Raw genomic sequence first — 22077 nt, 5'->3', positions numbered from 1 at the left:
CGGTATGCGGGCTCGGTGAGTTCGCATCCTTCGGCAGATTGTTTCTTGAGAATTCCACAGTGGCTAGAACCTTGCCTATTGCTGACAATTGTGCATTTTCCAGATGCGGAGGGAGGTTGTTGTGTCGGATTTTGACTTGGTCGTTTCTGGATTGCTGTTGCTGTCGGTGTCGATCAACGTTGGCTTGATCCGTCGTGAGGGTCGACGCTGGCGGCGCTTGTGGCGGTTGACCGGCCGGGAGTAGCCCGCTGAGCGGTGGTCTCTATCCGCCCTTGGGGGACGTTGTCGCCGGGGGTGGGTGGTGTCTACCGACTCGGCTGGGTCGGCGACCGGAGAGGGGTAGTGGATGGATTTGGTGCCGGAGTTGGTGAAGTCGTGGACCGGCAGGACACGGTACGAGGCGTTGGTGGGCAACGTGCAGAGCTTGGCAATGCTGCTCGATGGCGTAAAGAGCCTGATCAACTCGTGTGAGCCGCCGCCGGGGACGCTGTACCAGTTCGCCGCGCGGATCGAAGACCTGGAGGACGCGCACCGGCAGGCGGTGGAGTCGCTTCGGGCGTTCCACACGCGGGTCAAGACGTATGAGGCCGATCTCGTGGCCAAGCCGTGGAAGGTGAGCTGATGTCGTATCGGGTCGGTGACACCTACGACGCTGTCGACCAGGCAATGCGGTTGCTGCGGAAGTCGATGAAGGGGATGCCGGAGCGGTACCGCTACATGAAGCACTACGACGAGCTTCGTCGGGCGGTGGCGGTCCTGCTGATCCTCCTCGAAGAGGCGGCCCCGTGGATGGAGGAGACGGAGAAGGCGAAGCGGGCAACGGCGCTCGCCAAGAAAATGATGGTTACGGCACGCTAACGACAAACGCACGTTGCCGAAAGGTCCGGGTTGGTTTTCCGATCCGGGCCTTTCGTCGTCTACAGAAATCTTCGAATGGCTGAGAGTGGGTGTAATCGATGGGGAAGCAGCGTATTCAGGGGTGGGAATGGCGGGTGGCGGGTTGGGCTGCGCGGCATCCGGGTTTCGTGGCGGCTCCGGCTGCTATCGCTACCGGCGTGGTCCAGTTCGGGCCGGTGACGGCGGGCAGTGTGATGGCGGGTGCTGTGGCGGCCGGTGTCGGCTGGTACCGGGGTCACCCGGAGTCCTGGTCGCGGTGGGCGGCTCCGCAGTTGCGGGCGGTGCGCCGTCGGTGGCTGTCGCGGGCGTACCTGGGGCCGTGGTGGGGTCGGGTGACCGAGGCGTGCAACCTGGTGACGGTTCACCGGACGACCGGCGTGGTCAACGTGCCTCGGATCATCCGGGTCCGGTCGCACTCTCCGTCGACGGAGACGGTGTACGTGCGGCTCCTGCTCGGGCAGACGCCGACGATGTGGGAGGAAGCCGCTGACGCCCTGGCCGTCGCGCTGCGGGCTGAGCGGGTCGGTGTCGAGCGGGTCCGTCCGCAGGTGATCGCGCTGATCGTGCAGCGGTCGGAGCCGTTCACTGAGGCGATCATCCCGCCGGACCTGCTGGGCGACTCTGAGGCGGTGGACCTGGGCCGGGTGTACCTGGGTGAGACCGAGCACGGGACCGACTGGTACGCGCCGCTGGTCGGGCAACACTGGCTGGTCGGCGGGGCCACCGGCTCGGGGAAGAACTCGGTGACCTGGATGGCGTTGCGGGCGTGCGCGCCGCTGATCCGTGACGGCCTGGTGCGCCTGCACGTGGTCAACCCCAAGGGAACCGAACTCAACGCACTGCGGCCGGTCTCCCACCGGTACGCCGAGCAGGATGCCGACATCGTGGAGGTCGTCCAGGGCTTCTGGGCCACGATGCAGGACCGTAAGCGGGTCTTGGCGGAGCAGGGCCGGCGGACCTTCGCCATGTCGCGGGAAACCCCGCTGGACGTCCTGGTCGTGGACGAGCTGGGCGCGGTGACCGGGTACGGGGATCGGTCCCTGACCAAGGGCGTCCAGTCGGTGTTGCCGCTGATCCTGTCGCAGGCTCGGGCGCTGGGCGGCAGCGTGATCGGCGCGCTCCAGGAGCCCACCAAGGACGTGATCCCGCAGCGTGACCTGTTCTCCCTGCGGGTGTGCCTGCGGGCGACGTCGGCCGGGCACGTCGACATGGTCCTCGGTGAGGACATGCGCCGTCGGGGTGCTCTGGCCGACGAGATCCCGAACGACCCGTCAACGGCCGGCATCGGCTTCGTGGTCCGGCAGCGCTCCCGTACCCCGGTGCGGGTCCGGGCCGCGTACTGCGACGACACCGACATTGCCGACCTGGTGCGGGTCGCCGGCTGGCCGGTGTCCGAACTGGCGCGGGCGGGGCAGGCATGAGCGACACCGCAGACACCAAGCAGCCTCGGGTGCCTCGGCCGGTTCGCCGGCTCACGAAACGTCTCGATGTGGCGCGGCAGCTTCACGACCTGGAGCAGGATGCCGCGCTCGACATCGTGGACATCGAGCGGCTTCGGGTGTCCGTGACCCGGTCGCTGTGGGTCTTCCTGGCCGTCGGGTCGGTGTTCACCACGACCGGCGTTCAGGACTTCCTCGCCGGTCACCTCACCCCGGCCGATCCGGTCTGGTGGGGCACCTGGGGAGTGGAACCGTGCCTGGTCGGCATCCTCATCACCGTTCTCCGATGGGAAGCGGCGATGATCGCGCGGGGCATCGACATCGACTCCAAGGCCGTCGACTGGCTCAAGCGGTTCCTCCTCACCTGCACCCTGATCATGAACGTGGTGCCGGCGTTGTGGCCCCGTGAGGGCGAGATCAACGCGGGAATGCTCGCCGCGCACATCATGGTGCCGGTCCTGGTGTTCTTCCTCGCCGAAGTCATGCCGATCGTGCAGGCACGCTGCACCCAGGCACGCCGGGCCATCACGCTGACCAAGACTGAGCCCACCGCGCCCGAACCTGCCGCGTCGACCCCGGTCGCCTCGGTGCTGGCTGTCTCGACGTCCCCGCCACCGGTCACCCCGGCTGCTCGGGTCGAAGCTCCGGCGGCCCGGCCCTCGGAGACCTCCACCCCGACCCCGGTCGCCTCGGTGGAGCCCCCGACTCCGGCGGTGGAGCTGGACGGGCTGGGCATCCCCATGCCGATGCAGGCGCAGATCCGGCAGCTCATCGCGGACTCAACCACGACGGTGACCGCTGCCGACATCCAACGCGCCACGCGCCTACCGCTGCCGATCGCGGCACGGGTGGTCGACCGGCTCACCCCGGTCACCGCCAACGGCTACGCGCACTGAGCACATCTCCCACCGGTTCCCCCTGGTCCTGCCGCGCTGCCTTCTCGCGGGCGCGGCAGGGCCCCCGGCTCCCCTGATCGGAGACATGCCGTGTCCTACCTCTCGCCGCTCGCTCTCGCGGTCGGCCTGCTCCTGGTCGTCGCGCTCGTCCTGGTCCTCACCCGCTACCGGCGGTCGGTGGTTTGCGTGACCACCCTGCACAGTGAGCTGACCGCCCTGCGGCGGGCTCTGCTGCGGGACCCGTTGACCGGCCTGGCGAACCGGCCCGGACTCACCCAGGCGTGGACGCGGGTCGCCCCCGCCCGGCCCTGGGTGGCGGTGATCGACCTCGACGGGTTCAAGCCCGTCAACGACACCCACGGCCACGCCGCCGGGGACATCGTGCTGACCACCATCGCCGCCCGCCTCCGCACCATCAGCGACACGGCGGCCCGCCTCGGTGGAGACGAGTTCGCCGCCCTGATCGACGGTCCCGACCCGACCGCTGTCGCTCACCGGATCGCCCAGGTCATCGCCGCCCCGATCCCGCTCCCCACCGGCACCACGGTCACGGTCACGGCCAGCATCGGCCTGGCCCCGTCCGCCGGTGACCTTCCCGCCGCTCTCGCGGACGCCGACGCGGCCATGTACCGGGCCAAGACGACCCGGGTCGACGTGGTGGTGTTCGACCCCCGTCGTGATGACCACACCACCCCGGCCCCGGACACCCGGCCCGCCGTCCGGGTCCGCGACCTCACCCCCGTCACGGTCACCAGCCCCGCCATCCCGGCCCCGAGCGCTGACCTTCTCTGACTTGTCCTGGCCCGCCGTGCTTCTCTCCGGGGCGCGGCGGGCCCTGTCCCTGGAGGGATTCCATGTCTTCACCTCCTCGTTCTCCTCGCCCCGCGCCGGTCGGCTACGACGCTGAGGCCGTGCTGACCCGGTGGATGCGGTCCCCGGCCTACCGGGAATGGCGGGCCGGCGTCGAGAGTGTCAAGGGCTGTCTCCAGCCCGTTCGCCTCAGTGGCAAGTGGGAGGTTCGGCACCTCGGGTCCGGGGACCTGATCGCGTCTCGGCAGGGCCGGGTGTGGGCCTCCTGCGGCACCCGCCGCGCCGCTGTCTGCCCGACCTGCGCCGACCGGTACGCCGCCGACGCCTGGCACCTGATCCACGCGGGCATGTCCGGCGGCAAGGGCGTCCCCAACACCGTGGCCCAGTCGACTCGACTGTTCGTCACCCTGACCGCTCCGGGCTTCGGCGCGGTCCACAACCGCCCCGGGCGGCGGCCCTGCTCCTGCGGACGCTGGCACCCCGACGGGTACCCGCTCCTGGGTAGCCCGATCGCCCCGGACTCGTACGACTACACCGGGGCGGTGCTGTGGCAGGCGCACTCCGGGAAGCTGTGGCACCGGTTCACCATCGCGCTTCGTCGGGCTGCCGCCGCCGCTGGTGGCCTCACCGTCCGGGCGGCCGGTGCTCACCTGCGCATCTCCTACGCCAAGGTCGCGGAGTACCAGCGGCGCGGCCTGGTGCACTTCCACGCCGTGATCCGGGTCGACGGACCGAGCGGGCCGGACTCCCCGCCCCCGGCCTGGCTCACCCCCGACGTGCTGGCCGACGCGGTCCGGTCGGCGGCTGCCTCGGTGCGGGTCGACACCACCCGACCGGACGGCACCCCTCTGCCCCTCGGCTGGGGCGCACAGGTCGACGTGAAGGACATCACCGCCACCGACATCGACGTAGCCGACAACCAGGATGACGACGAGGGCCAGGCGGTGGCCGACACCCGGCTAGCCGGCTACATCGCCAAGTACGCCACCAAGGGCACCGAGGCCACCGAGACCGGAGACCGGCGCATCCGCTCACAGATGCACATCGACCGGCTGACCGTCTCCGACCACCACCGCGCCATGATCCAAGCCGCGTGGGACCTGGGCGGCCTCGGCCAGTACGCCGATCTGCGGCTGCGGCACTGGGCGCACATGCTCGGCTTCCGGGGCCACTTCCTGACCAAGTCGCGGATCTACTCCACGACCTTCAAGGAGCTGCGGGCGGAGCGTCAGGCCCACCAGCTCCGCACCGCGCTCACCGACGCGGGCCTGCCGGATGACACCAACGTCCTGGTCGTCAACGACTGGACGGTCGTCGGCATGGGCTACGACACCCCCGAGCAACTCGAACTCGCCGCCGCGATCGGGGACCGCATCCGGTCCGCACGCCAGACCAGGAAGGACCCCGAATGACCACCCCCACCGCCGTCCCCCGGCTGTGGAGCGTCACCGACGTGTCGGCGTTCCTCGGCATCCCGGTCGGCACCCTCTACCAGTGGCGGCACCGCCGGATCGGTCCCCGCGCGTCCCGCGTCGGCCGGCATCTCCGATACGACCCCGCCGACGTGCGGGCCTGGCTCGACCAGAAGGCGGCCTGACATGCCCATCGATGACCTGTGGTACCTCACCCAACGCGGACCGGACAAGAAGCGCCTTCCCTCCAAGCGACACGGCCGGGGCAAACGCTGGCGGGTCCGCTACACCGACGCCGCTGGTGAATCCCGCGAAAAGCTCTTTGAGCGCAAGGTCGACGCTGACGCCTTCGACCTTGAATGCCGGTCGGGCGTCGCTGTAGAGGTGAGGGCCAAGCGTGAGACGGATCGGCTGACCTTCGCTGAGTACGCGCAGCGGTGGAGGGAAGCGCGTGAGTCGGGTTGGGCCACGGAGACGCGACGGCGTATCCCGCAGAACCTGCGGAAGCACCTGCTGCCCGTCTTCGGTGTGAGGCTCATCCGCTCCATCAACCTCACTGACGTGCTGGCCTGGCTGAGTCGGCTCCTCGATGACGGAACGCCGAAATCGTCGGTAAGCCTGTACTTCGGGCTGTTCAAGACCGTCATGAACGCCGCTGTTGTCGACAGGGTGATTCCCGACAACCCCTGCAACGGGGTGAAGCTCGCGCAGATCCTGCGGGGTCTTTCCCGGGCACCGAAGTGGGTTCCGACCAGCGACCAGGTGCTCAGGCTCGTTGAGGTGGTGCCGCGCCGATACCGGGCCGCCATCTGGCTGGGGGCCGGGGAAGGGCTTCGCCTCGGTGAGGTGCTGGGCATGGAGGCCGGGCCCCGCTGTGTCGACTACGACCGGGGGGACCTACACGTCGTCCAGCAGTTGCGGCACTCGCCGGAGCACTTCGGTGGCTTCTACCTCTCGACTCCGAAGAGTGGGTCTGTCGGCACCGTGGACCTGGACGCGGTGGTGGCTGAGGAACTGACCGCCCACCTGAGTGAGGTCGGCCCGGTCGAGTTCGAGCTTCCCGACATCACCACGGGGGAGCGGCTGACCCGTTCGGTGGCTGTCCTGTTCACCTCGTCGCGGGGAAGGCTGCTGACCGATACCTACTGGTCAGAGTTGTGGGCGGACTGGCGTGAGGCCGCAGGTTGGCCCAAGGCGGGCACGTTCCACTCCCTGCGTCACTTCTTCGCCACCACGCTGATGAGCAACGGGGTGGAGCCCCAAGAGGTACAGAAGGCGCTACGGCACGCCAACCTGCGGATCACGCTGGAGACCTACGTGCACTGGCTGCCGAAGAGGGACCGTCCGCGCGGCCTGGTCGGTGACCTGCTGCGGCAGGCGAGCGGTACGGGGCGGGAGCCTTCTACCGGTCAAGATCGGGACTGAGTTGTGCCCTGGTTGTGCCCGATGATCTTCGGTCGGCGTTCTGGCGGCTCAGAGGCGGTGGAGAGTGGGCCGCCAGGGACTCGAACCCTGAACCTAGGGATTAAAAGTCCCCAGCTCTGCCGATTGAGCTAACGGCCCGTTGATCCATTAGGCTACCCGAACCGTGGCGGCGCGGCGCGCCGCTGTCCGGTTGACGCCAGCCCTGAGCCGGCCCGGGAGGCGGGCGCGGGGGTGGGCCGCGACAAGGTCGACGCCGACGACCGAGCGTACCGATCCCGTCCGTCGACGCTGCCGGTGGCGCTCCCGATCCCAGCTCCGGCATCCCTTGGCGAAGAGGCCTGTCGATGCGGTGGCGTGCGGCCGGTGGGTTGACCGTACTGTAAATGTTCTTTACCTTTCTGTTTCGACGCGTGTCTGCACCTACCCCGCGACGACAGAGGGAGTGGAATGTCCAGACTGCGCACGACGGTGGCCGGGATCTGCGCCGCCGCGCTCGCCATCGCCGGTGGCCTGCTGGTCACGCCCGGCAGCGCGAGCGCCGCGACCGCCAGCTTCGCCAAGGTCCAGGACTGGGGCGGCGGCTACGAGGCACGGTTCACCGTCCGTAACGACACCGGTGCGACCATCACCAGTTGGCGGGTCGAGTTCGACCTGCCGGCCGGGTCGACCCTGGGCAGCTCCTGGGACGCCCTGCACGCCAGCGGCGGCAACCGGCACACCTTCACCAACCGTTCCTGGAACGGCACGCTGGCCGCCGGCGCGTCCACCACCTTCGGGTTCGTCGTGACCGGCAGCGGGACGCCCACGAACTGCACCGTCAACGGTGGGCCCTGCGCCGGGGGCGGCGACACCCAGCCGCCCAGCGTGCCGGGCAACCTGCGGGCCACCGGTACGACCTCGTCGAGCGTGTCGTTGGCCTGGAACGCCTCGACCGACAACGTCGGCGTCACCGGCTACGACGTGTACCGGGGCGGCGCGCTCGCCGCCACCGTCACCGGCACCACCGCCACCGTCGGCGGCCTGAGCCCCTCGACCGGGTACAGCTTCTCCGTGCGGGCCCGTGACGCGGCCGGCAACACCTCCGCCCAGACCGGCGCGCTGACCGTCACCACCGCGCCGGGCAGCGGGGTCGTCGGCACCCCCGCCGCGGTCAACGGCCAGCTCCGGGTCTGCGGCGTCCAGCTCTGCAACCGGTACGGCCAGCCGATCCAGTTGCGCGGCGTGAGCACCCACGGCATCCAGTGGTACGCCCAGTGTGTCAACAACGCCTCGCTCGACGCGCTCGCCACCGACTGGAACGCCGACGTGCTGCGCATCTCGATGTACATCCAGGAGGACGGCTACGAGACCAACCCGCGCCTGTTCACCGACCGGGTGCACGACTACATCGAGCGGGCCACCGCCCGGGGCATGTACGCCATCGTCGACTGGCACATGCTCACCCCGGGCGACCCGAACCACAACCTGGCGCGGGCCCGGACCTTCTTCACCGAGATCGCCCAGCGGCACAAGGACAAGACCAACATCCTGTACGAGATCGCCAACGAGCCGAACGGCGTGAGCTGGTCGTCGATCAAGAGCTACGCCGAGCAGGTCATCCCGGTGATCCGGGCGCAGGACCCGGACGGGGTGGTGCTGGTGGGCACCCGCGCCTGGTCGTCGCTCGGCCTCTCCGAGGGCTCGTCGGAGACCGAGATCATCAACAACCCGGTCAACGCGACGAACATCATGTACACCTTCCACTTCTACGCCGCCTCGCACGGCACTACGTACCTGAACGCGCTGTCCCGGGCCGCCGACCGGCTGCCGATCTTCGTCACCGAGTTCGGCACCCAGACCGCCTCCGGTGACGGGGCGAACGACTTCACCCGGGCCCAGCAGTACCTCGACCTGATGGCGACGAAGAAGATCAGTTGGGTCAACTGGAACTTCTCCGACGACTTCCGCAGTGGCGCGGTCTTCACCACCGGCACCTGCAACGGCACCTCGTACGCGGGGACCGGCGTGCTCAAGCCGGCCGGCGTCTGGATCCGGGACCGGATCCGTACCCCGGACAACTTCCCCACCAGCTGACGGCGGCCTGTCGTACGGCGGGGCGGCCCGGTGGGGCCGCCCCGCCGTCTCGTCCGGTACGGGGGAGCGGCTTGCCCTCAACCCGGGTTGAGTACATACGGTCACACAGGCACACACCAATGTCCTCGACCCTCAGGGATCGCTCATGTCTGATCAGCCAGTCAAGGTCGCCGTCATCGTCGGCAGCACCCGGGTCGGCCGCTTCGCGCCGACCGTGTCGACGTGGTTCGTCCGGGAGGCCGCCACGCGGAACGACGTCGCCGTGACGGTCGTCGACCTGGCCGACGTCGACCTGCCGGCCACGCTGGACGCCTCGGCCACCCGGACGGCCACCGACCTCGCCAGGATGCGGGCCCAGTTGGCGGAGGCCGAGGCGTTCGTCGTGGTGACGCCCGAGTACAACCACAGCTACCCCGCCCCGCTGAAGAACGCCGTCGACTGGTTCTACGACGAGTGGCAGACGAAGCCCGTCGCCTTCGTCTCGTACGGCGGGGTCTCCGGTGGGCTGCGCGCGGTCGAGCACCTGCGCGCCGTCTTCGCGGAGGTGCACGCGACGACCATCCGGGACACGGTCAGCTTCCACGGCGCGTCGCGGCTGTTCGACGAGCACGGGCTCCCGGTCGAGCGGGACGACTGCACCGCCGCCGCCCACGTGCTGCTGGACCGGCTCGTCTGGTGGGCCCGGGCGTTGTCGGAGGGCCGGGCCGCGCGGCCGTACAAGGTGTGACCGGGCACCGCCGCCCTGCGTCCCGGCCGGGGCGCGGGTGGCGGGGCGGTCAGCCGGTGGCGACGTCGGTGACCACGACGGTGACGTTGTCCGGGGCGCCGGCCTGGTGGGCCAGCTTCACCAGTTGCTCGCCGCAGTGCTGGCGGTCGTAGTACGTCCCGAGGGCGGCCGAGATCGCCTGGTCGTCGACGTAGTCGGAGAGCCCGTCGCTGCACAGCAGCAGCCGGTCCCCGGGGTACACGGTGACCGTGCCGATCGCCGGTGGGGCGTCGACGCCCTGCACCGCCCGGGTCACCAGGGACCGCTGCGGGTGCTGCCGGGCCTGCGCCCGGGTGAGCGTGCCCTGGTCGACCAGCGCCTGGACGAAGGTGTCGTCCCGGGTCAGCTGGGTCAGCTCGGTGTCCCGCAGCAAATAGCACCGCGAGTCGCCGACCTGCGCCAGGACCAGGGTGTCCCCGGCGAGCAGGCCGGCGGTCAGCGTCGTACCCATGCCCTCGCGCGCCGGGTCGGCGGTGATGGCGGCCCGGATGCGCTGGTTGGCGGTGCTCACCACGGCGGCGAGCGCGTCGGCTGCCTCGGCGGTCCCGACCGGCGGGGTCAGCTCGTCCAGGATCCGGATGACGATCTCGCTGGCCAGCTCGCCGGCGGGCAGCCCGCCCATGCCGTCGGCCACCGCCACCAGGCGGTCCCCGGCGAGGGCGGAGTCCTCGTTGTTCGTCCGGACCAGGCCGACGTCATTGATGATGGCCGAGCGGAGGATCAGCGTCATGGGTCAAGCTTGCCAAGAACACCCCGCCGCCGTCTCTACGCACTACCGTCGAGGTTCGGAAAAAGCCGGGTACGTCCCGGATAGCGCAGCAGGAGGGTGGCCTGGACCTCCTCGTCGCCGAGCGCGGCGTAACTGTGCGGCACGTCGGAGACCCAGCGCAGGTGCCCGCCGGGGGTGGCGGTCGACGGGGCGTCCGCCGGCCCCGCCCGCAACACCCCACTGAAGACGGTGACGTGCTCGGTGACGCCGGGCTGGTGCGCCGGGGAGAGCTGCCCCGGCCCGGGGGCGACCCGCATCCGGTACAGCTCGAACGTCGCCTCGGCCTCGGTGAACACCTCCAGCAGGGTGGCGGTGACCGCCGCCCCCCGGACCACCGGCTCGTGCGCCGGCCCGGAGAGCACGGCGGTGAGCGGTACGCCGAGTTGCGCGGTGATCGCGTAGAGCGTCTCCAGGGTCGGGTTGCGGGTGCCGTTCTCCAGCCCGGAGAGGGTGGCCTTGCCCACCCCGGCCAGCCGGGCCAGGTGCGACAGGGAGAACCCCCGTTCCGTCCGTAGCGCGCGGACCCGCTCGCCGACCTCCCCGGCTCCGGGATCGGAGGTCCGACGGCGCTGTGGTGGCGGCTGGTCCATGCCGCTATGGTGCTACACGATCGCCGTTCCGTTTACGGAACAGCGGATGGAGAGGGTGGTCATGGCGGGACGGACTCAACCGCTGGTGGCCGGGGTGGTGACCGCCCTGGTCGGCTTCGCCAGCTCGTTCACCGTCGTTCTCGCCGGGCTGCGCGCGGCCGGCGCGACCGACGCGCAGGCCGCCTCGGGCCTGCTCGCGCTCTGCGTCACCTCCGGGCTGGCCGCCGCCTGGCTCGGGCTGCGGTACCGGATCCCGATGAGCGTCGCCTGGTCCACCCCCGGGGCGGCGCTGCTGGTGGCGACCGGCCCGATCCCCGGCGGCTGGCCGGCGGCGGTCGGCGCGTTCCTCGTCTCCGGCGCGCTGATCGTGGCCGCTGGGCTCTTCCCCGCGCTGAGCCGGGCCGTCGCGGCGATCCCCAGGCCGATCGCCGGCGCGATGCTCGCCGGGGTACTGCTCCCGTTGTGTACGGCGCCGGTGCGGGCCCTGGTCGAGGTACCCGCGCTCGCCGCCCCCGTCGTCCTCACCTGGCTGCTGCTGCACCGGTACGCCCGCCGCTGGGCGGTGCCCGCCGCGCTGGCCGTGGCGGTGGTGGCGATCGCCCTCACCACCCCGGGTACGGGTGCCGCCGGTGGACCCGGCTTCCGGCCGGTGTTCGAGCTGACCGCGCCGGCCTGGACGGTCTCGGCGGTGGTCGGGCTGGCGCTGCCGCTCTTCCTGGTCACCATGGCCGCGCAGAACGTACCGGGGATGGCGGTCCTGGTCGGCTACGGCTACCGTCCACCCTTCGGCGCCGGCCTGCGGGCGACCGGGTTGGCCAGCCTGGCCGCCGCCCCCGCCGGTGGGCACGCGGTCAACCTCGCCGCGATCAGCGCCGCCCTCGCCGCCGGCCCGGACGCCCACCCGGACCCGGACCGCCGGTGGATCGCCTCGGTCACCGCCGGCACCGGGCTGGCCCTGCTCGGCCTGGGTGCCGGGGTCGCCACCGCCCTGGTCGCGCTCTCGCCCCCGGTGCTGATCGAGGCGGTCGCCGGCCTGGCCCTGCTCGGCGCCCTGGCCACCGCGGTCTCCTCGGCGGTCGCCGAGGCCGACTCCCGCGAGGCCGCCGTGGTCACCTTCGTGGTGACCGCCTCCGGGGTGACCCTGCTGGGCGTGGGCGGCGCGTTCTGGGGCCTGCTCGCCGGCTGGCTGATGCTGCTCCTCTTCCGCCGCCGCTCCGGCGGACCGGAGCCGGCATCCGACCGGGCGGCGGGGCCGGCATCCGGCCGGGCGGCGGGGCCGGCATCCGGCCAGGCGGCGGGGCCGGCATCCGACCGGGCGGAGCCTGTCGAACTGCCCCCGCAGGCGGGGCACCGGGAGCCGGCCCAGCCCAGCTTCGGCCCTGGCCCCACCTGATCCGCCCCTCGGTCCGACCTGATCCGCCCCTCGGTCCGACCTGATCTCTTCCTCGGTCCGACCTGATCCGGACCGCGCGGCCTGCCCCGTTCGTGGGGGCAGCTCGAAAGGACGTCGAACAGCAGGTGTCCACCGGCGCGCCACGCGACCGCCGGGGGCAGCGTCGGCGGGCGCTACTCCTCCGAGGGGAGGTCTGCGGCGGGGACAGTGAGTCGGAGTTCGCCGTCGGCCACGGCGGCGATCCGGTCGGCCAGCACGTACACCGCGCCGGTGGGGACCAGTTCGGTGGAGACCTTGAGGTAGCCGCTGTGCAGCAGCCGGGCGGCGAGGTCGGCGGGGACGTCCGGCTCCTCGACCGCTGTCGACTCGATCAGCTCGTCCAGGCTGCTGCCGGGGTCGGCGTTCGGGGTGCCCTGGACGGTCACCGCGTTCGGGTCACCCCGCTGGACCAGGTCGACGGTGCCGACATCGGCGCCGGTGGAGTCGACCACCCGCATGCCGGTGGTGACCCGGGAGATGGTCGCCTGCTGCTCGGTGTCCTGCTGGCTCATGGTGGCGCGGTTCCCTGTCCGGTACGCCGCTAAACGCCCGTTGCCGGCGGGGCCCAGCCGTCGGGTGGGCGCGGGGACAGCTCCCGCCAGGTGTCCGGGCCGTCGAGCAGGGCGCGGACCGTCTCCTCGGCCTCGTCCGCGCTGCCGTACTCGTAGAACCGGGAGACGCCCTCGGCGCCGCCGGCCCGTTGCTCCACGTGCCAGCGGTCGGCGTCCACCCGGAGGAAGACGTCCCGCCGGGCGAGTCGGCCCCACTTGCCGTTCCACCAGTGTTTCCGCTGCTCCATGGCCGGGACTCTATCGAACATGCGTACGAAAAGAGTCGGCCCCTGCGGGATTCCCACAGGGGCCGATGTGCGGGGGCCGGCTCAGCGCTGGGCGGGCGGCACGGGCGGGTCGGTACGCCGGCCGAGGACGTCGTCCAGCGCGCCGCGCTGCTGTCCCGGCGTGCCGTGGCCGGCGGCGACCAGGGCGTCCCGGATCTCGGTGAGCAGCTTGATCTCCTCGCTCGGCGCGGTGGGCGGCGGCTCCTCGCCCCGCTGCCGCCGCTCGGCCAGCTTGTTCATCGGGAAGACGACGAGGAAGTACAGCGCCGCCGCGGTGAGCAGGAACGTGATCAGCGCGTTGACGAAGGCGACCCAGTCGAAGGGGATGCCCCGGAACTCCGGGGCGGTGCCGGCGATGCCCTTCTCGCTGCCCGTGATCAGCAGCACGAACACCCGGATCAACGGTTCCAGGAACGACTTGGTCAGTTGGGTGACCACGCCGGTGAACGCGGCCCCGATGACGACACCGACCGCCAGGTCGATGACGTTGCCGCGCATGATGAAGTCTTTGAAGCCCTTGAGCATCGGTTACTCCCGTGGTGTCCGGTCTTCCATCGGGGGCAACCTATCCCCCCGGGGGAGGCTCCAGGAAAGCACCGGCCTCCCGGGCCGCCCGCGCCGGGTCGCCGGCCCGGATCGCGTCGACCAGTCGGCCGTGGTCCACGTACCGCTCGGGGGCCAGTTCGTCCCCCATCGTCCGGGCGATGGTGCTGCGCAGGGCGGTACCGACCGAGGCGTACAGCTCGGCGAGCATGTCGTTGTGCGCGGCGGCCACCACCGCGGTGTGCAGGGCCGCGTCGGCCTCCACGAACTCCGCGACCCGACCGCCGTGCCACGCGGCCTCCCGGGCGGCGAGCGCGCCGTCGAGCGCCGCCAGGTCCTCGGGGGTTCGCCTCAGCGCGGCGAGCCGGGCCGCCTCCACCTCGAAGGCCCGGCGTACCTCCACCACCTCGGCCATCCGCAGCTCGGCCCGCTGGTCGTCGGTGATCCGGCGGGCCACCACCGGGGCCAGCTCGTCGGTGGACACCACGTACGTGCCGGAGCCCTGGCGGCACTCCAGCACCCCGGCGTGCACCAGGGCGCGGACCGCCTCCCGGACGGTGTTGCGGCCCACCCCGAGCGCGGTGACCAGTTGCGGCTCGGTCGGGATCCGGCCGCCCACCGGCCACTCGCCGCGCAGGATCCGGTCCCGGAGCGAGGCGATGGTCTGCTGCACCCGGCGCCCGCGCGGGGGTACCGGGGCGGAATCAACCGACGGTGTCACCCGTTACAACTCCCGTCCAGAATTCATCCCATGATTGTAGGTTCGAGGTCATGACCCCGTCGACGACCGTGATCGCGGACCCGCACGGTACCGCCGCCCCCACCCGGGGCCCCGACCCGACGCCCCGGTCCCCGGTCACGGGCGGATTCCTGGTGCTGGCCGGCATCCTGCTCGTCGCGGTGAACCTGCGTGCCGCGATCACCGGCCTGGGCGCCCTGCTCGACGAGGTCCGTACCGGCCTGGCGCTCTCCGGGGTGGTGGCCGGCCTCGTCACCACCCTGCCCGCCCTCGCGTTCGCGCTCTTCGGGGCGCTGACCCCCCGGCTGGTCCGCCGGTACGCGGCGCCCCGGGTGCTGGTCGCGGCGATGCTGGCGCTCGCCGTCGGGCAACTGCTCCGGGTCACCACCGGCTCGGGCGTCGTCTTCCTGCTCCACAGCGCCCTGGCGCTGGGCGGGATCGCGGTGGGCAACATCCTGCTGCCGATGCTGGTGAAACAGCACTTCCCGCACCGGATCGGCCTGGTCACCGGCGCGTACTCGATGACGATGACCGTCGGCGCGACGGCGGCTGCCGCGGCGGCGGTGCCGGTCGCGCACACCTTCGGCTCCTGGCGGGCCGGGCTGGCCGTCTGGGCCGGGCTGGCGCTGGCGGCCGTACTCCCGTGGGTGCCGCTGGCCCGGCGGGCCCGCAGGGCGGGGCCGCGCCCGGCCCCGGCGGCGGACGCGCCCGACCCGCCCCGGATCAGGCCCGGTCGCACCCGGCTCGGCTGGGCCATGGGGCTCTACTTCGGCACCCAGGCGCTCGGCGCCTACGCGATCATGGGGTGGCTGGCCCAGCTCTTCCGGGATGCCGGCTTCCGGGCCGGGGACGCCGGCCTGCTGCTGGCGGCGGTCACCGCGCTGGGGGTGCCGATCGCGATGCTGATGCCGACCCTGGCCGGCCGGCTGCGCTCGCTGCGTCCGTTGATCCTGGCGCTCTCCACGGCGATGCTGCTGGCCTACCTCGGGCTCGCCGTGGCCCCGCACGACGGGGCGCTGCTGTGGGCGGCGCTGCTGGCCGTCGGGCAGAGTTCGTTCCCGCTGGTGCTCGCGGTGATCGGGCTGCGGGCCCGGACGGCGGAGGGGACCGTCGCGCTGTCGGCGTTCACCCAGAGCGTCGGGTACCTCATCGCGGCGCTCGGCCCGCTGCTGGTCGGCGTCCTCTACGGGGCCACCGGCGGCTGGACCGTGCCGATCGGGTTCCTGCTGGCCGCGCTGGCGGTGCAGACGGCGGCGGGCATGGTGATCGCTCGCCCCCGGTTCGTCGAGGACGAGCGGTGAGCGGCGGTGGTCAGGAGGACGAGGTCGGCGTGGGGTCGCCGGCCACCGCCTGCTCCACCGTCGGATAGGTGTGCAGCACCTCGACCAGCCCACTGACCTCGAGGATGCGCAGCACGCCACGCTGCGGGGCGGCCAACCGGACCTCGCCGCCGGCCTCGTCGCAGCTGTTCTTGGCGCGGACGAAGACCGACAGACCGGTCGAGTCGCAGAACGACACCTCCGCCAGGTCGAACACGAGGCGGTTGCGGCCCTTGTCGAGCAGGTCGGTGATCTGGTCCTGGAGCTGCGGTGCCGTCGCCATGTCCAGTTCGCCCGCGACCGACACGACGACGACGTCGCCGCGCTGTTCCGTGTGCACCGTCAGGGACATTCGGAGACCTCCTGTTATCGGGGGAACGGTATCCCACCGACGGGGGGTGTGCAGAGCGGGAGCCGCCAGGGTGCCCGAGGTCATTTCTTTGCCACGGGGCAACTAGTTGCCAAGGTGCCGGTGATAGAGTCCGGCGGTCCAGGTCAAGGAGGGAAGCCATGGCATTGACCGCCGAACAGAGCGGCCGGTTGGCAGGTCTGCTCAGGGAGCACGGTGAGCGGATCACGCTGCGGTGGACCGAGACCGTGGCGGCCCAGATGCGGGGCCGGCTGAGCCACGCCGAGCTGCTCCGCCAGGTGCAGGACCTGCACCGCATCATGGTCGGTTTCGGTGAGCAGGGCGTCGCCGACCTGGCCGACGAAGGCGCCGGCGAACTCCGCGCCGAGCTCGCCGAGCTGTCCCGGGGGAGGGCCCGGCAGGGCTTCTCGGCCACCGAGACGGCGATCAGCGTCTTCGCGCTCAAGGACGTCCTGCTGGAGATGCTGGAGGTCAAGGGCGGCGCGGAGGCGCTCCGCGACTACGTGGCCTACTCCGCGCTGATCGACCAGATGGGGCTGTTCACCTTCGAGAGCTACGTCCGGACCCGGGAGAGCCTGATCGCCGACCAGGCCGAGCAGTTGCTCGAACTCTCCACCCCGGTGGTCAAGCTCTGGGAGGGCGTCGTCGCGGTGCCGCTGGTCGGCACCCTGGACTCGGCCCGCGCCCAGGTGGTGATGGAGCGGCTGCTCCAGACGCTGGTGGACACCGGCTCGCCGTACGCGATCATCGACATCACCGGGGTTCCGGCGGTGGACACCCAGGTCGCCCAGCACATCCTGAAGACCGTGGTGGCCGCCCGGCTGATGGGTGCGGACTGCATCATCTCCGGCATCCGCCCGCAGATCGCCCAGACCATCGTCGCCCTCGGCATCGAGTTCGGCGACATCGCCACCAAGGCGAGCCTGGCCGACGCGCTGCGGCACGTGCTGCGCAGCACCGGCGTCGAGATGGGCCGCCGGGCACGTCGGGGGCAGTGATGGACCGGGTACCGATCCTCAAGATCGGCAGTATCCTGCTGGTCTCCATCCAGGTGGACATGTCCGACCAGACCGCCGTGCAGCTCCAGGAGGACCTCGCCGAGCGGATCGTCGCCACCGGCGCGCACGGCGTCCTGATCGACATCACCGCGCTCGACATCGTCGACTCGTTCGTCGGCCGGATGCTCTCCACCATCGCCTCGATCTCCAAGGTGCTCGACGCCGAGACGGTGGTGGTCGGGATGCGTCCCGCCGTCGCGATCACCCTGGTCGAGCTGGGCCTGTCGCTCAACGGCATCCGGACCGCGCTCAACGTCGAACGGGGCATGGAACTCATCGCCGCCGCCCGCGACGACGACCAGGAACCCGACGAGGACGAGGACGACGCCGGGCCGGACGGCGATCCCGCCGCCGAGACGACGGCCTCCAGATGACCGTCGGCGTCGACCTGGGGCAGCCGCAGACCCAGGAGGTCCGCGCCGACGAGGACGTGGTCCGGGTCCGTCAGCTCGTCCGGGCCGTCGCGGTGGCCGTCAAGCTCTCCCTGGTCGACCAGACCAAGCTGGTCACGGCGGCCAGCGAACTGGCCCGTAACACCCTGGTCTACGGCGGTGGCGGGACCGTCGACGTGATGACCGTCGACAACGGCCGGCGGCGGGGCGTGCGGATCGTCTTCGCCGACACCGGGCCGGGCATCGCCGACCTGGACCTGGCGCTGACCGACGGGTACACCACCGGTGGGGGGCTCGGCCTCGGGCTGAGCGGGGCCCGTCGGCTGGTCGACGAGTTCGAGATCGACACCGCGGCGGGGCAGGGCACCCGGATCACCGTCACCAAGTGGTCCCGGTGATCGCCGACGGGGTTCCCGACCGGGGCACCTGGTTCCGGGTGGAGAGCAGCAGCGCCGCCAGCGCGGTCCGCCGGGCGGCCGAGCGGCTGGGCGCGCAGCTCGACCTGGGGGCCGCCCGCACCGCCGACCTGGCCATCGTCGCCGCCGAGCTGACCAGCAACCTCGTCAAGCACGCCGACGAGGGCCTCCTGCTGCTGCGTCCGGCCCGTCAGGACGGGCAGGCCGGGGTGGAGCTGATCGCGGTCGACTCGGGGCCGGGCATGGCCGACCTCACCGTCTCCTCCCGGGACGGCCACTCCACCGCCGGCACCCTGGGCATCGGGCTCGGTGCCATCGTCCGGCAGGCGAGCTGGTCGGACGGGTACTCCCGGCCGGGTCGGGGCACCGTCTTCGCCGTCCAGGTCTGGCCGTCGGTCGCCCCGCCGACGAGGTGGGCGGACGGCATCACCCGGCCGCTCACCGGTGAGTCGGTCAGCGGCGACGGGTGCGCCGTCCGGGTGATCGAGGGGCGGCACCAGGTCCTGGTCTGCGACGGGCTCGGACACGGGCCGCTCGCCTCGGCGGCCAGCGACGCCGCGCTGGCCGCCTTCCGCGCCGCGCCCGCCGCGTCCCCGGGCTCGGTGGTGCAGCACCTGCACCGGGCGATGTCGCACACCCGGGGTGCCGCGCTGGCCGTCGCCGAGCTGGACTCGACGGCCGGCTTGCTCCGGTACGCCGGACTGGGCAACATCTCCGCCGTGGTGGTGGTGGAGGGCGGACGGCGTCGGGGCCTCGTCTCGCTGCCCGGGATCGCCGGACACCAGCGTCCCGTCGTGCGGGAGTACGACTACCCGTTCGACCCGGGCGCCCTGCTGGTCATGCACAGCGACGGCGTGGTCGACCGCTGGTCGCTGGAGGACTACCCCGGCCTGGCCGGGCGGACCCCGACCGTGGTGGCCGCCACCCTGCTGCGCGACGCCGGGATCCGGCGGGACGACGCGTGCGTCCTGGTCGCCCAGGGCTGGTCGTGACCGGCGGCGAGGACACCACGCTGCTGCGCCTGGCGCTGCGGGTGGAGCAGGACATCTTCCTGGTCAGGCAGCGGGGCCGGGAGGCGGCCGTCGCCGTCGGCCTGGAACACCAGGACCAGGTCCGGATCGCCACCGCGCTCAGCGAGGTGGCCCGGGACCTGCTCGCCACCTGCGACGGAGCCGACGTCACCTTCGCCGTCGTCGCGTACCCGGAGGGCCGGTTCGGGCTGCAGATCGACCTCGCCCCGGTGGGTCCGCTGCCGGCCGGGACGTACCAGCCGCAGTCCGGCGCGGTGGCGCGACTGGTGGACGCGCTGGGCGTGACGAGCGTCGACGGGGTTACGGTCGTGAGGATGTCCCGACGCGCACCCTCCAACGCCGCCCAGCCCACCGCGCAGCGCCTGACCGAGCTGCGCGCCGAGCTGGAGCGTGCCGTCCCGGGCAGTGCCCTGGACGAGCTGGCCACCCAGAACCAGCAGTTGATCTCCGCCCTGAACGAGGTCCGCAGCCAGCGGGACGAGCTGGCCGTGCTCAACGAGGAGCTCCAGGAGACCAACCGGGGGGTGATGGCCCTCTACAACCAGCTCACCGAGGAGCTGGAGGAGACCAACCGGGGCGTGGTGGCGCTCTACGCCGAGCTGGACGAGAAGTCCGCCCAGTTGCGGGCGGCCAGCGAGTCCAAGAGCCGCTTCCTGGCCAACGTCAGCCACGAGCTGCGGGCCCCGGTCACCGCGATCATCGGGCTGGGCCGGCTCCTGGCCGACGAGGGCTCCGACCCGCTCACCGCCGAGCAGACCCGCCAGGTGGAGTGGATCCGGTCCTCGGCGGCCGACCTGCTCACCCTGGTCAACGAGCTGCTGGACCTGGCCAAGGCGGAATCCGGGCGGATCGAGCCGGCCTGGGCGGAGGTGGACCTGCGGGCGGTCTTCGGGCAGCTCCGGGGCACCCTGCGGGCGCTCGCCACCCCCTCGGAGGTGGAACTGGTCGTCGAGGAGCCGCCGCATCCGGCGGTCATCCGCTCGGACGAGGTCCTGCTGGCCCAGGTACTGCGTAACCTGTTGCACAACGCGCTCAAGTTCACCGAACGGGGTGAGGTGCGGATGCGGGCGGAGCGACGGGAGGACCGCTGGGAGCTGTCGGTCACCGACACCGGCATGGGCATCGCGCCGGAGCTGCACGAGCGGATCTTCGAAGAGTTCTACCAGGTACCCGGGCGGACCCGGGTGGGCGGCACCGGCCTCGGCCTGCCGTACGCCCGGCGGTTGGTCACGCTGCTCGGCGGCACGCTGGAGCTGGTCAGCGAGCCCGGCCGGGGCAGCCGGTTCACCGTCGTGCTGCCCACGGGCAGAGCGTGACCGTGGACGGCCCCCCGGCGACCGTGCTGGTGGTCGACGACAGCCGCACCAAGCGGTACCTGCTGGTGAGCTGGCTGACCCGGGCCGGCTTCGCGGTCGTCGAGGCGGAGACCGGGGCCGAGGCGCTGAGCCGGGTCGCGGTGGAGCCGGTCGACCTGGTCGTGCTCGACGTCCGGTTGCCCGACCTGAGCGGGTTCGAGGTCTGCGAACGGATCAAGGCGGACCATCCGGCGCTGCCGGTGATCCACGTGTCGGCGCACGCGGTCGACGTGGTGGACCGGGCGCAGGGGCTGACCCGGGGCGCCGACGCGTACCTGGCCGAGCCGATCGAGCCGGAGGAGCTGGTCGCCACCGCCCACGCGGTGCTCCGCTACTACCAGGCCCGGCAGCGCGCCGAACTGCTCGCCGAGCGGCTCACCGGGCTGGCCGACACCACCGTCGCGGTGCACGCCGCGCCGAACTTCACCCGGCTGCTGGAGGAAGCGGCGGCCGGTGCGGCCCAGATCTTCAAGTGTCCCGCCATCGTGGTGGCGGAGACCTTCGACGGCGACTGCGTCGCCGGGGTCTCGGCCGGGCCGGGAGCCGGGGCGACCGTGGTGCCGTGGGCGGTCGACGACACCGGCATCCCCACCGGCTCCACCGTCCGGGTGGACGACTCGGCGCACTGGGGGCTGGTCGACTGGCCGGCCGGGGACACGGTGACGGTCGCCGCGGCGAAGCTGCGGGAGGACCGCCCCCCGCTGTACGTGGTGGTGCCCACCGCCACCCAGACCCGGCGGACCCCGGTGCTGGTGCAGCTCTCCCAGGCGGTGGCGGCGGCGGTCGAGGCGCAGCGCTCCTTCGACGAGGAGCACCGGATCGCGGTCACCCTGCAACGCAGCCTGCTGCCCCGCCGGATCCCGGAGATCGCCGGGCTCGACCTCGCCGTGCGGTACGAGCCGGCGAGCGCGCAGACCGAGGTCGGCGGGGACTTCTACGAGCTGGTCATGCTCGACGGGCACCTGCTGATGGCGATCGGCGACGTGGCCGGCCACTCGCTGCACGCGGCCACCGTGATGGCCGAGCTGCGGCACGCCGTCCGGGCGTACGCCGTCGAGGGGCACCAGCCGAGCCAGATCCTGTACCGGGTCAACGAGATGATGCGGACGCTGCTCCCGGCCGAGTTGGCGACCCTCTGCGTCCTGCTGCTGCACCCGCAGAGCGGCCGGATCCGGCTGGCCAGCGCCGGGCACCTGCCGGCGTTGATCAGCCTGGACGGCAAGGTCGAGTTCGTCGAGCGGCCCGCCCCGCTGCTCGGCGTCCGGGCGCAGCGCCCGGACGACCTGGAGTTCGAGCTGCCGCCCGGGGCGACGCTGGTGCTCTACACCGACGGGCTGATCGAGCGGCGGGACGTCACCATCGACGAGGGCCTGGCCGCGCTGGCCGCCGCCGCGACCAGGGTCGACAGCGACCTGGACGCGTTCTGCCAGCGGCTGCTGGACGAACTGGCCCCGCCGGAGATCCACGACGACGTCGCCGTGGTCGCCGTCCGCCGCTCGGCGTAAGG

Annotated in this window: 25 protein-coding genes and 1 tRNA gene; 18 read left to right on the top strand and 8 right to left on the bottom strand. The window is 71.9% G+C overall.

The window, feature by feature from the left end:
- Positions 1–346 precede the first annotated feature (346 nt).
- From ACQUFX_RS24315 to ACQUFX_RS24280, 8 genes are all read left to right on the top strand, one after another.
- A complete protein-coding gene (locus tag ACQUFX_RS24315; protein WP_428962595.1) occupies positions 347–622 on the top strand; it encodes a hypothetical protein in 276 nt (91 codons plus the stop codon).
- Complete coding sequence (locus tag ACQUFX_RS24310; RefSeq protein ID WP_428962594.1) at positions 622–858, top strand: hypothetical protein; 237 nt, start codon at positions 622–624, stop codon at positions 856–858. Before ACQUFX_RS24315 ends, ACQUFX_RS24310 begins: the two co-directional genes overlap by 1 nt.
- Positions 859–1229: 371 nt before the next feature.
- Positions 1230–2318 carry an FtsK/SpoIIIE domain-containing protein gene (locus ACQUFX_RS24305; protein WP_428967061.1) on the top strand — a complete coding sequence of 363 codons (1089 nt, stop codon included), beginning with the start codon at positions 1230–1232 and terminating at the stop codon, positions 2316–2318.
- Positions 2315–3232 carry a hypothetical protein gene (locus ACQUFX_RS24300; RefSeq protein ID WP_428962593.1) on the top strand — a complete coding sequence of 306 codons (918 nt, stop codon included), beginning with the start codon at positions 2315–2317 and terminating at the stop codon, positions 3230–3232. Before ACQUFX_RS24305 ends, ACQUFX_RS24300 begins: the two co-directional genes overlap by 4 nt.
- A gap of 90 nt (positions 3233–3322) precedes the next feature.
- Positions 3323–4024: a GGDEF domain-containing protein gene (locus ACQUFX_RS24295; RefSeq protein WP_428962592.1), complete on the top strand. Its 702-nt coding sequence runs from the start codon at positions 3323–3325 to the stop codon at positions 4022–4024.
- 134 nt (positions 4025–4158) lie between these two features.
- Complete coding sequence (locus ACQUFX_RS24290; protein WP_428967060.1) at positions 4159–5454, top strand: replication initiator; 1296 nt, start codon at positions 4159–4161, stop codon at positions 5452–5454.
- The gene (locus ACQUFX_RS24285) at positions 5451–5639 is read left to right on the top strand and encodes a helix-turn-helix transcriptional regulator (protein WP_428962591.1); all 189 of its coding nucleotides are present in this window, start codon (positions 5451–5453) and stop codon (positions 5637–5639) included. Before ACQUFX_RS24290 ends, ACQUFX_RS24285 begins: the two co-directional genes overlap by 4 nt.
- Before the next feature lies 1 nt (position 5640).
- The gene (locus ACQUFX_RS24280) at positions 5641–6879 is read left to right on the top strand and encodes a tyrosine-type recombinase/integrase (protein WP_428962590.1); all 1239 of its coding nucleotides are present in this window, start codon (positions 5641–5643) and stop codon (positions 6877–6879) included.
- A gap of 65 nt (positions 6880–6944) precedes the next feature.
- On the opposite strand, the gene ACQUFX_RS24275 is transcribed toward ACQUFX_RS24280, so the two are convergent.
- Positions 6945–7017: transfer RNA gene (locus ACQUFX_RS24275), tRNA-Lys, on the bottom strand.
- Between the two features lie 309 nt (positions 7018–7326).
- On the opposite strand from ACQUFX_RS24275, the gene ACQUFX_RS24270 reads away from it, so the two are divergent.
- Positions 7327–8952, top strand: a complete 1626-nt coding sequence (locus ACQUFX_RS24270; protein WP_428962589.1) for a cellulase family glycosylhydrolase — start codon at positions 7327–7329, stop codon at positions 8950–8952.
- 145 nt (positions 8953–9097) lie between these two features.
- Entirely contained in the window at positions 9098–9679 is a 582-nt protein-coding gene (locus tag ACQUFX_RS24265; RefSeq protein WP_428962588.1) for an NADPH-dependent FMN reductase, read from the top strand.
- Positions 9680–9728: 49 nt separating this feature from the next.
- Here ACQUFX_RS24265 and ACQUFX_RS24260 read toward each other — a convergent pair whose 3' ends face one another.
- Both ACQUFX_RS24260 and ACQUFX_RS24255 read right to left on the bottom strand, forming a co-directional pair.
- Complete coding sequence (locus tag ACQUFX_RS24260) at positions 9729–10448, bottom strand: PP2C family protein-serine/threonine phosphatase (RefSeq protein ID WP_428962587.1); 720 nt, start codon at positions 10446–10448, stop codon at positions 9729–9731.
- Positions 10449–10483: 35 nt separating this feature from the next.
- Entirely contained in the window at positions 10484–11077 is a 594-nt protein-coding gene (locus ACQUFX_RS24255) for a helix-turn-helix domain-containing protein (protein ID WP_428962586.1), read from the bottom strand.
- 61 nt (positions 11078–11138) lie between these two features.
- Here ACQUFX_RS24255 and ACQUFX_RS24250 point away from each other — a divergent pair, with 61 nt between their 5' ends.
- The gene (locus tag ACQUFX_RS24250; protein ID WP_428962585.1) at positions 11139–12470 is read left to right on the top strand and encodes a benzoate/H(+) symporter BenE family transporter; all 1332 of its coding nucleotides are present in this window, start codon (positions 11139–11141) and stop codon (positions 12468–12470) included.
- A 173-nt stretch (positions 12471–12643) separates the two neighbouring features.
- On the opposite strand, the gene ACQUFX_RS24245 is transcribed toward ACQUFX_RS24250, so the two are convergent.
- The 4 genes from ACQUFX_RS24245 to ACQUFX_RS24230 form a co-directional block, all read right to left on the bottom strand.
- Positions 12644–13021 (bottom strand): hypothetical protein, encoded by a 378-nt coding sequence (locus ACQUFX_RS24245; RefSeq protein ID WP_428962584.1) that lies wholly within the window; start codon positions 13019–13021, stop codon positions 12644–12646.
- Between the two features lie 29 nt (positions 13022–13050).
- Positions 13051–13308, bottom strand: a complete 258-nt coding sequence (locus tag ACQUFX_RS24240; RefSeq protein WP_428962583.1) for a hypothetical protein — start codon at positions 13306–13308, stop codon at positions 13051–13053.
- 81 nt (positions 13309–13389) lie between these two features.
- Complete coding sequence (gene mscL / locus ACQUFX_RS24235) at positions 13390–13872, bottom strand: large conductance mechanosensitive channel protein MscL (protein WP_428962582.1); 483 nt, start codon at positions 13870–13872, stop codon at positions 13390–13392.
- A gap of 40 nt (positions 13873–13912) precedes the next feature.
- Positions 13913–14611 carry a FadR/GntR family transcriptional regulator gene (locus tag ACQUFX_RS24230; protein WP_428962581.1) on the bottom strand — a complete coding sequence of 233 codons (699 nt, stop codon included), beginning with the start codon at positions 14609–14611 and terminating at the stop codon, positions 13913–13915.
- A 50-nt stretch (positions 14612–14661) separates the two neighbouring features.
- Here ACQUFX_RS24230 and ACQUFX_RS24225 point away from each other — a divergent pair, with 50 nt between their 5' ends.
- A complete protein-coding gene (locus ACQUFX_RS24225) occupies positions 14662–15930 on the top strand; it encodes an MFS transporter (protein WP_428962580.1) in 1269 nt (422 codons plus the stop codon).
- A 10-nt stretch (positions 15931–15940) separates the two neighbouring features.
- On the opposite strand, the gene ACQUFX_RS24220 is transcribed toward ACQUFX_RS24225, so the two are convergent.
- Positions 15941–16300, bottom strand: coding sequence for an STAS domain-containing protein (locus tag ACQUFX_RS24220; RefSeq protein ID WP_428962579.1), 360 nt, complete (start codon positions 16298–16300; stop codon positions 15941–15943).
- A 158-nt stretch (positions 16301–16458) separates the two neighbouring features.
- Here ACQUFX_RS24220 and ACQUFX_RS24215 point away from each other — a divergent pair, with 158 nt between their 5' ends.
- Genes ACQUFX_RS24215 through ACQUFX_RS24190 form a run of 6 tightly spaced genes read left to right on the top strand, consistent with a single transcriptional unit; the run spans position 16459 to position 22075 of the window.
- Positions 16459–17316: an STAS domain-containing protein gene (locus tag ACQUFX_RS24215; RefSeq protein WP_428962578.1), complete on the top strand. Its 858-nt coding sequence runs from the start codon at positions 16459–16461 to the stop codon at positions 17314–17316.
- Positions 17316–17750, top strand: coding sequence for an STAS domain-containing protein (locus ACQUFX_RS24210; protein ID WP_428962577.1), 435 nt, complete (start codon positions 17316–17318; stop codon positions 17748–17750). Before ACQUFX_RS24215 ends, ACQUFX_RS24210 begins: the two co-directional genes overlap by 1 nt.
- A complete protein-coding gene (locus tag ACQUFX_RS24205) occupies positions 17747–18166 on the top strand; it encodes an ATP-binding protein (RefSeq protein WP_428962576.1) in 420 nt (139 codons plus the stop codon). Before ACQUFX_RS24210 ends, ACQUFX_RS24205 begins: the two co-directional genes overlap by 4 nt.
- Entirely contained in the window at positions 18163–19176 is a 1014-nt protein-coding gene (locus ACQUFX_RS24200) for a SpoIIE family protein phosphatase (RefSeq protein ID WP_428967059.1), read from the top strand. Before ACQUFX_RS24205 ends, ACQUFX_RS24200 begins: the two co-directional genes overlap by 4 nt.
- Positions 19146–20531 (top strand): ATP-binding protein, encoded by a 1386-nt coding sequence (locus tag ACQUFX_RS24195; RefSeq protein ID WP_428962575.1) that lies wholly within the window; start codon positions 19146–19148, stop codon positions 20529–20531. Before ACQUFX_RS24200 ends, ACQUFX_RS24195 begins: the two co-directional genes overlap by 31 nt.
- Positions 20532–20533: 2 nt before the next feature.
- Positions 20534–22075 carry a SpoIIE family protein phosphatase gene (locus ACQUFX_RS24190; RefSeq protein WP_428967058.1) on the top strand — a complete coding sequence of 514 codons (1542 nt, stop codon included), beginning with the start codon at positions 20534–20536 and terminating at the stop codon, positions 22073–22075.
- Positions 22076–22077: the final 2 nt, after the last annotated feature.

This window comes from Micromonospora fluostatini, assembly GCF_050410825.1.
GTDB lineage: Bacteria > Actinomycetota > Actinomycetes > Mycobacteriales > Micromonosporaceae > Micromonospora > Micromonospora rosaria.
The sequence above is the reverse complement of the archived record's forward strand: the minus strand, read 5'-3'. Positions and strand labels throughout refer to the sequence as shown.